This is a genomic window from Natronosalvus vescus (assembly GCF_023973145.1).
Taxonomy (GTDB): domain Archaea; phylum Halobacteriota; class Halobacteria; order Halobacteriales; family Natrialbaceae; genus Natronosalvus; species Natronosalvus vescus.
On record NZ_CP099546.1, the window covers coordinates 477,349 to 492,830 of the forward strand.

The 15,482-nt window shown below is 62.1% G+C and carries 15 protein-coding genes; 9 read left to right on the plus strand and 6 right to left on the minus strand.

Translation table 11 applies throughout. The features are described from left to right. Nucleotides 1-78 precede the first annotated feature (78 nt). Nucleotides 79-771 carry a YqjF family protein gene (locus tag NGM68_RS02215; RefSeq protein ID WP_252701362.1) on the minus strand — a complete coding sequence of 231 codons (693 nt, stop codon included), beginning with the start codon at nucleotides 769-771 and terminating at the stop codon, nucleotides 79-81. Nucleotides 772-1,096: 325 nt separating this feature from the next. Here NGM68_RS02215 and NGM68_RS02220 point away from each other — a divergent pair, with 325 nt between their 5' ends. From NGM68_RS02220 to NGM68_RS02240, 5 genes are all read left to right on the plus strand, one after another. Then, nucleotides 1,097-2,041, plus strand: coding sequence for a M23 family metallopeptidase (locus NGM68_RS02220; RefSeq protein WP_252700025.1), 945 nt, complete (start codon nucleotides 1,097-1,099; stop codon nucleotides 2,039-2,041). A gap of 115 nt (nucleotides 2,042-2,156) precedes the next feature. Next, nucleotides 2,157-3,416, plus strand: a complete 1,260-nt coding sequence (prf1, locus tag NGM68_RS02225) for a peptide chain release factor aRF-1 (protein ID WP_252700026.1) — start codon at nucleotides 2,157-2,159, stop codon at nucleotides 3,414-3,416. A 155-nt stretch (nucleotides 3,417-3,571) separates the two neighbouring features. After that, entirely contained in the window at nucleotides 3,572-4,360 is a 789-nt protein-coding gene (locus NGM68_RS02230) for a helix-turn-helix transcriptional regulator (RefSeq protein ID WP_252700027.1), read from the plus strand. A 128-nt stretch (nucleotides 4,361-4,488) separates the two neighbouring features. Continuing rightward, a complete protein-coding gene (locus NGM68_RS02235) occupies nucleotides 4,489-5,061 on the plus strand; it encodes a magnesium transporter (protein ID WP_252700028.1) in 573 nt (190 codons plus the stop codon). A gap of 32 nt (nucleotides 5,062-5,093) precedes the next feature. Further along, nucleotides 5,094-5,717, plus strand: a complete 624-nt coding sequence (locus NGM68_RS02240; protein ID WP_425493607.1) for a magnesium transporter — start codon at nucleotides 5,094-5,096, stop codon at nucleotides 5,715-5,717. A 54-nt stretch (nucleotides 5,718-5,771) separates the two neighbouring features. Here the strand turns inward: NGM68_RS02240 and NGM68_RS02245 are convergent, their stop codons facing one another. The 5 genes from NGM68_RS02245 to NGM68_RS02265 all read right to left on the minus strand — a co-directional run bounded on the left by NGM68_RS02245 (nucleotide 5,772) and on the right by NGM68_RS02265 (nucleotide 10,067). Further along, the gene (locus NGM68_RS02245; protein ID WP_252701364.1) at nucleotides 5,772-6,170 is read right to left on the minus strand and encodes a DUF6276 family protein; all 399 of its coding nucleotides are present in this window, start codon (nucleotides 6,168-6,170) and stop codon (nucleotides 5,772-5,774) included. A gap of 44 nt (nucleotides 6,171-6,214) precedes the next feature. Further along, entirely contained in the window at nucleotides 6,215-6,925 is a 711-nt protein-coding gene (locus tag NGM68_RS02250; protein ID WP_252700029.1) for a V-type ATP synthase subunit D, read from the minus strand. Between the two features lie 157 nt (nucleotides 6,926-7,082). After that, a complete protein-coding gene (locus tag NGM68_RS02255; RefSeq protein ID WP_252700030.1) occupies nucleotides 7,083-7,535 on the minus strand; it encodes an acyl-CoA thioesterase in 453 nt (150 codons plus the stop codon). Nucleotides 7,536-7,763: 228 nt separating this feature from the next. After that, complete coding sequence (locus tag NGM68_RS02260) at nucleotides 7,764-8,822, minus strand: AAA family ATPase (RefSeq protein WP_252700031.1); 1,059 nt, start codon at nucleotides 8,820-8,822, stop codon at nucleotides 7,764-7,766. A gap of 138 nt (nucleotides 8,823-8,960) precedes the next feature. Further along, the gene (locus NGM68_RS02265) at nucleotides 8,961-10,067 is read right to left on the minus strand and encodes a DUF7282 domain-containing protein (RefSeq protein ID WP_252700032.1); all 1,107 of its coding nucleotides are present in this window, start codon (nucleotides 10,065-10,067) and stop codon (nucleotides 8,961-8,963) included. Between the two features lie 307 nt (nucleotides 10,068-10,374). Between NGM68_RS02265 and rnz the strand changes: the two genes are divergently transcribed. The 4 genes from rnz to NGM68_RS02285 all read left to right on the plus strand — a co-directional run bounded on the left by rnz (nucleotide 10,375) and on the right by NGM68_RS02285 (nucleotide 15,456). Then, on the plus strand, nucleotides 10,375-11,298 hold the full coding sequence (gene rnz / locus NGM68_RS02270; protein ID WP_252700033.1) for a ribonuclease Z: 924 nt from the start codon (nucleotides 10,375-10,377) through the stop codon (nucleotides 11,296-11,298). A 221-nt stretch (nucleotides 11,299-11,519) separates the two neighbouring features. After that, on the plus strand, nucleotides 11,520-12,167 hold the full coding sequence (locus NGM68_RS02275) for a hypothetical protein (RefSeq protein ID WP_252700034.1): 648 nt from the start codon (nucleotides 11,520-11,522) through the stop codon (nucleotides 12,165-12,167). After that, entirely contained in the window at nucleotides 12,164-13,426 is a 1,263-nt protein-coding gene (locus tag NGM68_RS02280; RefSeq protein ID WP_252700035.1) for a thiol-disulfide oxidoreductase DCC family protein, read from the plus strand. Before NGM68_RS02275 ends, NGM68_RS02280 begins: the two co-directional genes overlap by 4 nt. Nucleotides 13,427-13,476: 50 nt before the next feature. After that, nucleotides 13,477-15,456, plus strand: coding sequence for a DUF460 domain-containing protein (locus NGM68_RS02285; RefSeq protein ID WP_252700036.1), 1,980 nt, complete (start codon nucleotides 13,477-13,479; stop codon nucleotides 15,454-15,456). Nucleotides 15,457-15,482 lie beyond the last annotated feature (26 nt).

Sequence of the window (15,482 nt, forward strand, 5' to 3'; positions counted from 1 at the left end):
GAGTGCGAATCGGCACCGCTCCTCGGTGTGATCGTCGAGGCTACTCGCTACTGTCGCTCCGTACGTCTGCTCTTTCACCTACTCCAGCCACTTACTCCTCGAGGCCACCGTATCGACACCGGGACTATACAGATAGCGGGGCTCGCCATCGGGTTTCGTGAATCCGTTCGCCTCGAAGAGCGTGTTCTCCTCGAGGACGACGTCGACGTCGTAGAGCGGCCACTGTTCGTGGTCGATTTCGGCGTATCGAAGCGTGCCATCCTGGGCTTCGGTGTAGTACCGTCTCCGGTCAGTCAGAAAGCTCGCGAGGGTTCCAGGGGCAGCGTGGAACGCGGTTCCCGTGGGCTCGTAGCTCGCCCGAAAGTGAACCGGTCTGGAACCGGGGTGTCGTCTGCGACTCCGGAACCTGATGCGACCGCTGCTTGCACGGATATCGATACTGGCGTAGTAGTACGGCAGGTGATGGAAGAGCCTGGCGCCGAGGACGGCCAGCAACCCGTCCGCATCGAGGCTGAAAAAGTAGACACCAGGGTTGGCGCCGTAGCGAACGTAGGTGCGAAGGTTGAGTTCGGGGAGGCCGATCCCGATGCCGGCCGGGGCGACTCGAGGGCGGACGTCGACGTTCGTAAAGGGAACGACCGAGAGCCAGGCCGCCCCGTCGAACGCCTCGAGGGTGAGGGCGTCGGGGACGGCCGGTTCGACGAGAGCAGGGTCGACTGGCCAGTTGGCAAAGAGCAGGTGACGCCAGCCCATGTGGAGGGAGACGACCATCGTCTGTAGGTCTTCCACGCCAGGGGACAAGATGGTGTCACCAATTTTCGGGAATCACGACCGTCGTCTGTGGTCGATACAGCCGAAGTCGGCGTCGCTGAGACTCGAGTCACAGCCAAGGGACGTTACTCGAGTCACTTTCGCGATTTTCCTGTCCACCCGACAGAAGCTGTACGAATCGTCTCGAGCCCGACTGATAAACTATCTTTGTTATAAATTAGTAGATTTACTAGGCGAAAAACGGAATATAATGTCACTCGGATATTATCCTATGTTTACAAACATAGAATTTTATATACTGTGATGTTGGATGTTACCTCGAACCATGGCAGAATATCACGCACATGGCTGTACCGACACGGAACACACCGGTAGCTGCGGGCAACCGGCTGATATGGACTGGGTGGAGACGAAGATCGATCGACGAAAGCTGACGCTCACGCCTGAGGAGTTCGAGGAACGGGCTCGAGAACACGCCAGAGTACCGGAAGACGAGAACCCTGGCGGTGACGGACTCAGCCGACGATCGGTACTCGGCAAGGCGGCCGGAGTCGCGGCCGCCGGCCTCGCCGCTCCGGTCGTGCTCTCGGGGAACGTCGCCGCCCACGGTACCGACGAGCCGATTTACACGACCTCCAACCTGAACATCCGCGATCACCCCAGCCTCGGCGGAAACGTCGTCAAAACCGCTGAGGAGGGGACGGGCATGATCATCGATGGTGGCCCATGGGACAACGACGGCTACCGCTGGTGGCAGGTGCGGATCAACGGCTGTGGCAACGATAACAGTCGCGTGACGGGCTACTGTGCCGAGGACTGGACGGCCCATCCCAACTTCTCGTACGGAACCTGGGGGTACGTCTCCTCGATCTGGGGCGACGACCGCTCCCACGGCTACCACCGGGGAATCGACATCGCGAACGATTCTGGAACGGCGATCTTCTCCAGTCGTCAGGGTACCGTCACCTACGCCGGCTGGGCGAGTGGCTACGGGAACGTCATTTACATCGACCACGGCGGCGGGTTCGAAACACGGTACGCGCACCTCTCGAACTTCCACGTCAACCAGGGCGACTGGGTGAGCGCTGGTCAGCGTATCGGGGACATGGGGTGTACGGGGAACTGTTCCGGCCCGCATCTCCACTTCGAGGTTCGCGTGAACGGATCGGATCAGAACTGGCCACAGGTTCGACACGCCCAGCAGTGGCTCAATACGGCTATCCCGCGAGATTGGGGACTCGGTGCCGTCTATCCGGGGTATCCGTACTGACAGCTCGAGTTCGAACACGAACGGCACAACCCCGTCAACGCCCGCCATAACGGCGGCTGCTGACGCTATTCGCGTGTCAAAGGTTACTTACCCACGGCTCCGCTCTAGAGAGACAATGAGTCAGGAGGGCGACCAGGAGGGATCCGACCGGAAGAAATACGAGTTCCGGAAGGTCATCGAAGATCTCAACAATTTCGAAGGGTCGGGCACGCAACTCGTGACGATCTACGTCCCCGAAGACCGACAGATCAGCGACGTGGTCGCACACGTCACCCAGGAACACAGCGAAGCCGCGAACATCAAGTCCAAACAGACCCGGACGAACGTCCAGGACGCGCTGACGAGCATCAAGGATCGACTGCGCTACTACGACAACTTCCCGCCGGAAAAGGGGATGGTACTCTTTTCGGGTGCCGTCGACTCCGGTGGCGGCCAGACCGAGATGGTCACCCGCGTCCTCGAGAGCCCACCCCAGCCCGTCGAGTCCTTCCGCTATCACTGCGACTCGGACTTCCTGACTGACCCCCTCGAGTACATGCTCGAGGATCACGGATTGTACGGTCTGATCGTGCTCGACCGGCGCGAGGCGAACGTCGGCTGGCTCAAAGGAAAGCGCATCGAGCCCGTTAAATCCGCCTCCTCGCTCGTTCCCGGCAAGCAGCGAAAAGGTGGCCAGTCCGCCCAGCGGTTCGCCCGCCTGCGACTCGAGGCGATCGACAACTTCTATCAGGAGGTGGCGGGAATGGCGAACGACCTGTTCGTCCCGAAGCGCCACGAACTCGACGGCGTCCTCGTTGGCGGACCCTCCCCGACGAAAGACGAGTTCCTCGACGGTGACTACCTCCACCACGAAATCCAGGACACGGTGCTCGGAAAGTTCGACGTCTCCTACACCGACGAGTCGGGACTCAAGGATCTCGTCGACAACGCAGGCGAGGCCCTCGCCGACGCCGAGGTGATGAAGGACAAAACGCAGATGGAGCGCTTTTTCAAGGAGCTTCACAGCGGGGAACTCGCCACGTACGGGTTCGAGCAGACTCGCACCAACCTCGTGATGGGGTCGGTGGAGAACCTGCTGATCAGCGAGGATCTGCGCAAGGACGTCGTCACCTTCGACTGTGGTGACTGTGGCAACACCGACTACGAACTCATCGACCGACGAAAGGCGACGCCGTCTCACAGCTGTAGCGAGTGTGGGAGCGACGTCGAGGCGACCGAGGACGACCGCGAGGACGCGATCGAGCACCTGATTAACATCGCCGAACAGCGCGGCACCGAGACGAAATTCATCTCGACTGACTTCGAGAAGGGCGAACAGCTCTACAACGCCTTTGGCGGGGTTGCGGGTATTCTGCGGTACAATACGGGCGTCTAACAGACTCCTCACTCGTCGGTGGGCGTCTGAGTCGTCGCCTTCGGCTACACGATACTACCGTCTCGGTTACACCGCACTCGAGTCGCTCGCCGACCATCTGCTCGCAGGTCACGTGACCGAGACCTTTTCCTCACGGCCACTCGTGGCCCTACTAGATGGCGTCTCCATCACGCTCCAATCCGCTCGAGACGATTTCCCGCCGGTACGATCTGTTAGCGGCACTCGAAGCCGACCCGGGGACGAAAGCCGACCTCGAGGCAACGACCGACTCGTCGAGATCGACGGTCGATCGGGGCGTTCGCGAACTCATGACGTTCGGCTTACTCGAGCGAGACGAGGGGCGACTCCGGTTGACTATGGCCGGCCGACTGGCACTCTCGGCGTTTCGGGACGCCAGAAACGCACTCGAGTCGGTCGTCGACGTCAGTCACCTTCTGGCGGCCGTTCCAACTGATGCGCCGCTGTCGATGGCGTTGCTCGAGGGAGCGACGATCCACGAACCCTCCCGTCTGACTCCGAACCAGCCGCTCGAGACGATCGCAAACCGGTTACAGGATGCCGTTCGATTTCGCGGCATTGCGGCGACGGAGCCGATTCCACAGTTTCGACGGATTTTGACCGAACGAACGATCGCTGGCCACCTCGACGCGGAGGTCGTCTTTACCGACGAGTTGCTCTCGTTCGTGCTGGACGACCACGGCGCGTCACTCGAGCGAGTATTTCAGACGGGTCGATTCCACGGTCACGTCGTCGAGTCGATCCCGTACGGACTCGTGCTGCTGGAGACGACGACAACCGCCTACACGTTCGTCGTGGTAACCGACGACGGCGAGACGGTGGGCGTTATCGAGAACGATTCGGAGGCAGCCTACGAGTGGGGGAGCGACGTGTTCCGACGGTTTCAGGCGGCAGGGGTTCGACTGCCGTCCGGTGGGGAGACGTAGCGAGTCGGGTGTCCTGGGCCGACGCGCTCGAGGATCGGGGCCTCGAGATCAGCATGCCCGAATCAGCATGCCATAGGAAGAACGACCCGTCGGGTGATTTTTCACTATAGGCTGTGAACGACTCGGCAATGAGTGCACAGGCATCTGCCTGGGACGTGTATCGACAGGCGCTTCCGGTGATTCTCGTCAGTCTCGTTGCCGGCCTGTTTGCCGGCACGATCCTGGGTAGTGAAACGATGCGAAACGGGATCGAACGCGTCCCGGGAATTCTCGTTCTGTTGCCCGCGTTTCTGGCGACTCGAGGCGGCGTCTACGGCTCGCTCGGTGCCCGACTCTCGAGCGGACTCCACCAGGGACTGATCGAACCCCGGTTCACCCTCGATACTCGCCTCTCGAACGCCATCGTCGCCTCGTTCATCAACGGCATGGTCGTCTCCGTGTTCATCGCGGTCGTCGCGTTTTTCGTTCTCGTCCTCTTCGGTAGCGGCGGGAGCCTGCTCCAGCTCGTCGGCATCATGGTCGTCGCCGGGTTCCTCTCCGCGATACTCATGCTGTCGACCCTCGTTACCGTCGTCTTCGTTGGCTACCGATACGGACACGATCCCGACAACATCGTCGGGCCGCTCGTCACGACACTCGGCGACGTCTTCGGCATCGCCTTCTTGCTCATCGCCATTTACCTCGTCGGGTTGTTCCTATGAGAGACGAGTACGCCGGGGACGACCTCACCGGAATGAGCGAGTCGCTGGGCGACCTCTACGAAGAGGTCACCGGCGCGGACGATGACGACGATCAGTTCGGGCTGGGGGACGACTGGCGGATCGGAACGATGGTGTTCACGATGGTGCCGTTGCTTGCAGCACTATCGCTCCTCCAGATGGTTTCGGGAACCGTCCTCGACACGTTCGAGGAGGTTTTGCTCACCAACCCCGCGCTCTTGATTCTGGTTCCGGTACAGATCGGGACGGCGGGTAACCTCGGATCGATTATGTGTTCTCGCCTGTCGACGCAGTTGCATCTCGGGACGTTCGAACTCTCGCTCGACAACCCGGGCGTTCGAGCGAACGCCGGGGCGGTGCTCGGACTCGGGTTCACTGTGTTCGTGCTCGTCGGCATCGCTGCCTGGGCGATTGGACGAGTGCTCGGCGGCACGCTCTCGCTGGCGGCAGTGCTCACGATTTCGCTGGTGAGCGGGATGCTCCTTTCGGTGTTCGTGGTCGTCGTCAGTGTCGTTTCGGTTTCGACGTCCTACCGGTTGGGGTACGATCCGGACGATACGACGATTCCGGTCGTCACGAACGTGTGTGACATCACCGGCGTGCTCATCCTCTTCACCGTCGTCACGATCGTCCTCTAATACCGATTCGTGGACGTCGTGAGACACTCGAGCGGAGACGTTGGCGTTGGTGTTCTAGCCGTACAGCAATTGCTCGAGCTGGTGGCGTCGACGCTCGAGGTCGATCGCCGGCTCGACCGACGGCTCTGCGAGCAGCCGATCGAGGGCCAGTAAGGGGTCGGCCCCGGCCCGTTCGACGGCCTCGAGTGCGTCCTCGAGGGCCGAGCGGTTCGTCGCCAGCGACGCACACAGGCCGATCGCGAGCGCGAGCGCCACGCCGGCCTCGCCGGTTGGGAACGACGAACTCAGCCGATCGAAGGCCACATCGTCCGTCGTGTCGGTGTCGGCGACCGGTTCGACGCGGAGACAGCGCGGACAGATCGCCGCCGCGTCGGCTTCGTCGGGCGCATATGCTCGAAGCGACGTGGGGACGGCGAACGAAATCGGGGTGGTGTCACAGTCACAAGAATACATCATCGAGAGAAAAACGGTGTTTCGCGGAGGTATTCGGTTGGGCGTCAGTTGGTTCCCGGGACGCCGCTCGCGGTTGCGGGTTCGCGCTCCTCGGCGTCGCGGAGGGCCTGGGCGGCTTCTTCCTCTTCTTCGGCTTCTTTCTTCTCTTTGATCTTCTTCAGCCGGAAGATCTCCTCGCGCTCTTGTTCCTCGAGTTTCTGCTCGATGAACTCCTTGTTCTCGTAGAGTTCCGGGAGGAGTTTGAACTCGAGGGCGTTGACGCGCCGTTTGGTGGTTTCGATCTCCCGGAGCATCTTCTTCATCGCTGTCTCGACCTCGGCGGCGAGGATGATGCTCTGGAGGAGCTCCTCGTAGGCCTCGGCGGCCTCGTCGATGCGGGCAGAGGTGCCCATGATCCCGTAGCCCCGCTGGTCGAGGCTCTTGGTCACTTTCGAGGACTCGATCTGGGGGACGACGACGCCCATGATGTTCTTCGACTCGGTCGTGATCTCGGGGTGTTCCTGCAGGGCCGCCGCCGCGCCACGAACGGCGACGTCACCCTCCATGGCCCGGGCCATGTTGATCGTCTTCTGGGCGCGCTCGTAGTCGTCCGAAAGCTCCCCGCGGACGTCCTGGGCCTGATCCAGAATGTCCATGAACTCCATGATGAGCCCGTCACGTTTCTTCTCGAGGGTTCCGTGCCCGCGCTCGGAGAGGTCGATGCGATCTTCGATCTGCATCAACTCTTTCCGGGTCGGTTTGACGTCCTTGGCCATCTTGTGGGGTGGTTGCGCCCGCAGTCGGATAACTGTTTACAGTTGTGTTCGCCGACTCACCGGCGGGCTACCCCGATTCATGCGAGTACTATCGTGGTCCTGCACGTCAGTGTACATCTGCTTGTCAGGCGTATCGACGATCAGTGTGTACATCGTTTCAGTTGGTACTATTGTCGTCTTCGGCCGTGAGCGCACGCTCTCGTAGCTCCCGTCCCCGTTCTGAATCTACCTCGAGGTCGGGAACCGGTGTCGGCCGTCCATCGGTATCGATCGCGACGTACGTGAAACTCGATTCCGTCGTCTTCTCGGTCGCCCCCGTCCGGGGCTCTTCGCGCCAGGCACGGATGCGAACACGGACGCTCGAGGTACCGGCGGCGTACACGTAGGCCTCGACGAGCGCCGTGTCGCCGATCCCGATCGGTCGCTCGAAGTCGAGTTCGTTCACCTGGGCGGTCACGCATGTTTCGCCGGCAAAACGCATCGCACTCATCGCGCCGACCTCGTCGATCCACTTCATCAGGTTGCCGCCGTGGAGGGTCTCGTTGTTGTTCGCGTGGTTGGGCTGGACGCGAAATCGGTTCCGGATGTGGGTGTCGAGCACCGTTGGCATGCCTTTCGATACCACGGCGTTGATAGTGAGCGTGTGGGTGTGGTGTGTAGATGCGGTATGTGGTGTGAGGGTGTAGATGTAGTGTGCAGTGTGGTGTGTAGATGCAGTATGCAGTGTGAGGGTGTGGATGCGGTATGCGGGTGACAAACCGGTACTCGAGCGATGGCACGGCTCGGAACGACACCGCGGCTCGAGCTAACGGATTTCTCGACTCCCCGTACCGAGTCCTCAGCTATCCCGACCCAACTCAGCCAGCAGATGGCCGACGTGAATCCGGTCGCTCGCTCCTTCGGTCATCTCGAATTCGATGTCGGCGACCAGCCGGTGGATACGCGCCAGTTCCCGACCCTGGTAGCGCTTTCTCGCCACCGACAGCACCTCCTCGAGCACCTCACCGCCGTCGAGGCCCTCGTCCACGAGGAGGTCGTCGAGGGTCGAGCGGGCGTCGGTGAACGCCCCAGTTTCGGCGTCCTCGAGCATCGACTCGATTTCGTCGGCGTAGCCGACCGTCCCGATCGTCTCGTAGGCCGTCGTCATCGTGATCTCGCCTTCGGTCTCGGCGGTCGTCTGGGCGGCCAAGATCGCCTGTCGGAGGTTCCCGTCGGCGTAGCCGGCGACGAACTCGAGGCCATCTCGTTCGTAGTCGACGTCTTCGGCCTCGACGATGCGCTTCAGGACGGTCACGGTCTCTTCGCTCGTGGGCGCGCGCATCGAGACGGGGAAACACCGCGAGCGGATCGGCGGGATGAGTTTCGTGGGCTGGCGGGTGGCGATCACGAACTGGGTCGTCCGGTGGTGTTGCTCCATGATCCGGCGCAACGCCTGCTGGAAGTCCTCGCGGACGTCCTCGGCGTTGTCGAGTAGGACTGTCTTGTAGGTGCCCGACACGGGGGCGTAGCTCGCGGACTCCTTGAGGACGTGGTTGATCATGTCGCGTTTGGACATCGCGGAACGGCCGGTCAGAAAGCTCGCAAAGCGGGGATCGTTCTTGATCTCGGTTTTCGTCCGGCCGAAGAAGTCGGCGACGTTGATGATGATCAGGTCGTTGTCCGGATTACCGCCGGACGGGGTCTGGCGCTCCCCGGAGTCGTCCACGGACGACTCCGGAACTCCGTGGGCTGCCGCCGCGAGTGCCTTCGCCGCCGCCGTCTTCCCGCTTCCCGGCGGGCCCTGGAGGATGAGGTTGATCGGCTCCTCGACAGCTCGTTCGAGATAGCGTCGGGCGTCGTCCTGTGGCAACTCCTCGAGGGTCGGCGCGTAGGTCTCCGTCCACAGCGGCGCGTCCATCGAACTGGCGTAGGGTCGGTGGCGGTAAGAATCGGTCGGTTACCGCTGGATGTCGTAGGTGTTGTTCCAGGCGTGGCCTGCAGCGCGAAATCGGACGCAACCGCCTGTTTTCGCCATCAGTTCGGGCCTAGAACGCCACTAGTCTTCGGACAGTTCGTCGTCGCTCGAGGTGATCGCCGCTTCGATCCGGTCGCCTTCGATGGTGATCGGATCGGCGTCCGGGAAGCCAGTTTCCTCGTCGTACCCGCCGGGTTCGCCGGCATAGAGGACAACGTACAGCGTCTCGTCGCCGGCCTCGGCGTCGAACTCGATGGTGACGTTCTCGTTGTCGCCGGCCGAGAGATTCTCGCTCGTTCCACGCAATGCGTTATCTTCGTTTTCGACGGTCAGGAACCCGTCTTCGGGGAGCGACGCGTTGACGACGGCAGCCGATTCGTTCGCTTCGAGTATCTCGAGTGACGGTTCGATGTCGTACGCCACTGCGAGGACGCTCAGCGCGCCGTGGCCGGTCGTGTAGACGCCGATGGTTCGGTCGCCGGGTTCGAGGTCGGCAGTGTCGATCTCGAAGACGACGGTGCTGGTCTCCTCGGCCTCGAGTTCGACGATACTTCGCTCGCGAACCTCGCCGTCGACGCGCAGGTCGACGTGTTGGCGGGTCTCGACGTCGGTTGGGTTCCGAATTTCGGCACGGATCTCGACCGTCTCGTTGGTCGTTGCCGTCGAGGGAACGTCGATTGATTCGACGTGGAAGGAGTCCGTGGCGATGTCGGTGTCGTTGCTGGTGAGGGTCACGCTCGCCCGATCGCTTACGGGATAGCCGTTTTCGATGTAGGGGCGGTCTTCCTCGCCGTCGCTCGTTTCGAACGCGTAGGTGCCATCACCCGTCGTATCCTGGTGAACAGTTGCCGTCAACTGTCCGAGCAAGTCACCTGAATCGTCCTCGTTTTGCTCGATTGTGACGTTCTCGTGGCTTCCAGCCCCGAGATGTTCGGAGACGGCGACGCGCTCGCCGGCGCTGTTCGTGATCACCACGAATCCGCCGTCCGAGAGCGACACTGATTCGATTTCGACATTGGTGCCGTTGGTGGTCTGATCCTCGAACGTGATCGTCGCTTCGGGTTGGTCGTCGACGCCCATGATCGCTGGTGCCTGTCCGATGACGACGACGGCCGCGACGACGACGGCGACTGTACCCAGTATCGCGACGAGGAGTTTGAGGGTGCTGAATGTAACGCTCGGACTCATCGGGTGTGACAGTTATGGTACCGTACAACGGCATCCGGGTAAAGTGATTCGTTCGTTCCACTGGTGAACGCTCGAGTAGTTGTCAGTTACTGGTCGTCGGACGATTCGAACACACTCCGGTGATCGAGGGTGTGTCACTCGTGGTCTGGCGTCGGTTCTCCCTGGTCGCCACCTGGAATCAGTTGTATGCTGCTCCTGTGCGCACCTGCGGTTCAGCAGGCGTACGCGACACGTGGTTTCCCGGGGCGTCCTCGAGACGAGTCCTGATCCGAAGCGGGTTTAATCGACGCGGACAGAGACGGTGATGATGCAACTGTCAGTCACCTTTCTGGGGACGAGTGGCGCGATTCCGACCACGACGCGGAATCCGAGCAGTCTCTTCGTCGCCCGCGAGGGTGACCAGTTGTTGTTCGACGCCGGGGAGGGAACCCAGCGACAGATGATGCGCTGTGGAACCGGCTTTGCCATCTCCCACGTGTTCGTCACCCACTGCCACGGCGATCACGTCCTGGGCATCCCTGGCTTGCTCCAGACGATGGACTTCAACGACCGGGAAGACCCCCTGTCGATCCACTGTCCGCATGGCACCCGCCGCCAGATTCGCTCGCTCGTCTCGCTACTCGGCAATCGCCCGTCGTTCCCGGTTCGAATCAACGAAGTGAGTGGCGGCGACCTCGCCTACCGCGGCGACGACTACGAGGTTCGGACGTTCGACACCGATCACGACACCAGGTCGATCGGTTACGCGCTGATCGAGGACGAGCGAAAGGGTCGGTTCGACCGCGAGCGCGCCGAAGAGCTGGGCGTCCCCGTTGGGCCGGCCTTCTCCCGGCTCCACGAAGGCAAGTCGGTCGAGCTCGAGAACGGTACCGTCGTCGAACCCGAGCAGGTCGTCGGCGACCCGCGACCGGGCCGAACGGTGGTTTACACCGGCGACACTCGTCCCACGGAGGCGACCGTCGACGTCGCAGACGAACCGGATCTCCTGATCCACGACGCGACGTTCGCCGACGACCGGGTCGACCGGGCGGCGGACACCGCCCACTCGACGGCTCGTCAGGCCGCCAGAATCGCAAATCGAGCCGGTGCGAAACGCCTCGCCCTCGTCCACCTCTCCTCGCGGTACGCTGGCCGTTCGAGCGCCCACCTCGAGGAAGCCCGTGAGGTGTTCGAGCGCGAGGTATTGATCCCCGACGACGGCGACCACCTCGAGATTCCACACCAGGACTGATCCAGTACCGGTGCTCTCGCCCTCTCGAGTAGCCATCGGGATCGCTCGAACTCGATGGGGACGAATGCACCAACTCGAGGCCTGGCACGGACGTGGTGAACGGTTTCATTGTGTGAAACGGTCTTATTCCCGGGATAGGCACAGTTTCATACTGTCGTATTCTCATTTCAAACCATAGTTATGTAACACAACGTGCTTCGAGAAGCCATGGTGAGTCTTTCGTGCTCGAATTCCTGAGTCAGTTCACCGACATCATCTTTCCAGCCGTATACATTCTGTTCTTCATCGGAACGCTTGGCGTGCTCGCGCTCGCCCACTGGGGAGTGGCTCGGCAGGTCTGGCTGGCGGGCTTCTTTGCCACCCTGATCGCGGTAACGCTGGTTGGGATGCCGCTGTTGCCCGTCGTCGAGATGCACAAATTCGCCCAGCCCTCCGACGAGGAGGAAACGTACTACGAAATCCGCGTCGTCGACGCTGCGGGCAACGAGATCGAACTCGACGACCGTGCAACGCCGCCGATGACTGGAACGCGAACGTCGACGGTGGCTGGCGAGATGGCCAACGATTACACCGACGAGGAACGCCTCGAGTTGGGTGGATTCTACCTCGAGGCGATACAGGAGTATCGGGGGATGATCGAGGCGGGCGGGCCGCCGGCCTACGAGCGCCTGCAGCCGCCACGGTACGTCGACGACCACCAGTGGACGGCTGACGAACTCGAGGACTACGAGGAGTTCGAAGCCATTCACATCTACGAGCGAACCGTGATCTACACGGACGACAACACGGCCGTTGCATCGAACGAGGAACGCCACCGCGTCACGATCGACGTGGCAAACGAGACCGTTACGGAGCCTGAACAGACATGAGCGCGTTCATCAACTATTTTGCCGACGAGACCCGATCATCCCCAATCAACCTCGCCGTCGTTCGCGTCCTCGTGGGTGCGTACGTGCTGTGGCGGGTCGTTTCGCTCGACTGGGGGTTCTACCAGGAGTGGCCCCGTCACTTCAACCCACCAATTGACTTTCTGCACCAGGATCTCTTCCTGACGATGTTGGGCTACCAGCAGTGGGTCGTCGCCGCGTTGCTGATCGGGTTCATCGTCGGGTACCGAACCCGTTGGACGGGCGGACTTTCGAGTCTGCTGTTGATGCACATGCTGTCGGTCAAGTCGACGCTCTATCTGGCTGGCACCGTCGAATCGCTGTTCGTCTGTGCGTACATCATCCTCATGTTCGCCCTGTTCCACGACACCGACGACGACGTCCTCTCGGTCGACGCGATTCGTCGAACGGGGGAACAGTCTCTCGAGGAGTTAAACGCGTTCCTCAAGAGCGATCCTGAGCGGACGTACCGCGTGCGCGTGCTCAAGTGGAGCCTTCTCGCCGTCGCCATCATCTACGTCGGGTCGGCGTGGGGGAAGTTCCTGAACGGCCCAATCGACATCTGGCTGTCGGGTGCTAACCTCCAGCGTGACATCCTGTTCAACCGGGAACTGACCGGTATCGAACGGCCGCTCGCCGTACCGTTCGTCGAGAACGAACTGTTGGCGTGGATCGGTTTCGTCGGCACCGCGCTGGTACAGGTGTCGCTGCTCGTCGCGGTCGTACTTGGGGTATCGATCACGCTGCCCGTACTCGGCCTGATCGGCTTCCATCTCTCCGTCATCGCGATGCTCGGGCTCTACTTTATCGACATGATCCTCGTCCTCTCGCTGTTTGCTGCCTGGGACGTCGCTTATCGACGGCTCGCCGCGAGCGAAGACGACACCGTCCAGGTGGTGTACGACGAGCGCTGTTACTTCTGTGCTCGCAGCCTCTACCCGTTCAAACACCTCGACGTCAACGACTCGGTGCAGTTTTACTCCCAGTCCGACGTCCCCCGTGAACTGATCGATCGGGACGACGTCGACCTCGAAAAAGAGCTGTACCTGTTCCACGACGGCGAGGCCTACGGCGGCTACGAGGCGTTTCGACAGCTGTTCGCGCAGTTCCGGGTCTTCCTCCCGCTGACGCTCCTGATGGCGTTGCCGCCGGTCAGAATGGTTGGAAACCGCGTGTACGCCTACATCGCCCGCAACCGAAGTCGCCACTTCGTCTGTAGTATCGACGCAGAGCAGTCCTGATCGAGTCGACCCGCGTCGGATTTATACCTCGTTCGCCCCTATGGCCTTCCGTGAGCACGCGAACGAGTGCACTCGACGCGGTCGTCTTCGGCGTCGACATTCAAAGCGGCGACGTCCGCGGCGATGCCCCTTCCTATGCACTGGTCGTCTACGACGGCGACGAGGAGAACCTCGAGCGGGACGTGGTCTCCCATCGAAAACTCAGACGGTTGATCGCCGACGAGGAACCGGCGATCGTCGCGACCGACAACATGTACGAACTCGCCGCCGACAAGGATCAGTTGATCCACTTTCTGGGGTCGCTCCCGACTGGCACGAAACTCGTCCAGGTGACCGGCGACGAGCGTCCCGAATCGCTCTCACGTGTCGCCAAACGCCACGGCATTCCCTACGCCAAAGAGCCGATGAAGGAAGCGGAGGCGGCCGCCAGGCTGGCCGCCCACAACGTCGGCTACGAGGTCTCGGCGTTCACGAACACGACCGAGGTCAAAGTGTCCCGAGGGCGCTCGACCGGCAAGGGCGGCTGGAGCGCCGACCGCTTCACCCGACGTATCCACGGCTCGGTCAAACGCCGCGCCCGAGAGGTCGAAAACTCCCTCGAGGAGGCCGATCTCGACTTCGAACGCGAGGTCAGGGAGGCCTACGGCGGGTTCGCCAACGCGGTGTTCACCGTCGAGGGACGGCCCGCGGAGATTCCCGTGTCGACCGAACGATCCGGTGACGTTCGGATCGAGATCGAACGCGAACGCCGCGACGGGATCGAGTTCCGCCCGCTCGCGAAGCGTCGCGATCACGTCGTCGTCGGCGTCGACCCCGGTACGACCACCGCCGTCGCCATCGTCAGCCTCGAGGGGGAGGTACTCGACGTCTGGAGTTCGCGCACGAACACCACCGCGGAGGTCATCGAGTGGATCGTCGAGCGCGGTCGGCCGATCATCGTGGCCGCGGACGTGACGCCAATGCCCGAAACTGTCGAAAAGATCCGTCGGAGTTTCGATGCGGCGGGGTGGACGCCCGATCGGGATCTGCCGATCGACGAGAAACAACACCGCACGCGGGACGACCCCTACGACGACGACCACCAGCGGGATTCGATGGCTGCGGCCCTCTACGCGGTCGACGATCACGCCGATCAGTTCGACCGAATCGACCGAAAGCTCCCGCCCGGGATCGATCGCGGGCCGGTCATCGCACGGGTGGTTGCCGGCGGTGAAACCGTCGAAACCGTTCTCGAGGATCTCAGCGAGGACGACGACCCGGACGAGGAGGACCCCGAGCACCAGCCCCGAGAGCTTACCCCTGAGGAGCGCCGAATCCGAGATCTCGAGCGCCAGGTCGAGCGCCTGGAGGGCCACGTCGACACCCTCGAGGGTCGCATCGACGACCGCGACGAACAGATCGAAGACCTCGAGGCCGAACTGGCGGTCACGCGTCGAGAAGAGCGCCGCAAAATTCGGAAGGAACGCGAGGTGTCACGGCTCGAGCGAAAAGCCGACCGTCTCGAGACTGAACGCGACGACGCTCGAGAAGAAGTCGAGGCGTTAAAACGGAAGGTCGAGCGGATGAAAGCGTTGTGGAAACTCGATCACTCGAACTTCGCTGACGTCTCCGAAAAACAGGCCGGGTTGGTGCCAGTGAAGGTGGTCGAGAAGTTCACCAAGGGGGCGATTCGGGAGGCCAACGACGCCTACGGCATCGCGGCGGGCGACGTGGTCTACGTGCGCGATGCGAGCGGCGCTGGTCGCTCGACTGCGGAGCTCCTGGCGAACTTCGAACCGCGCGTCATTCTGAAAGACGGCGGTCTCTCCGACATCGCGGAGGCGATTCTGTTCGACCTCGAGATACCGATCGGCCCCGCGGACGACGTGGCGATGCAGGAAGTCGACGAACTCGCGGTGGCTCGCGACGCCGACGTCGAGGACGTCATCGCCGACTGGCACGAGCGGGCACTCGAGCGCGAGCGCGACCAAAAGGCACAGCTCGTCGATCAGCTCATAAGCGAGCACCGGGCCGGCGACAACGAGGTTTGAGTGATCCGACCGCCGCCGGTCGTCCC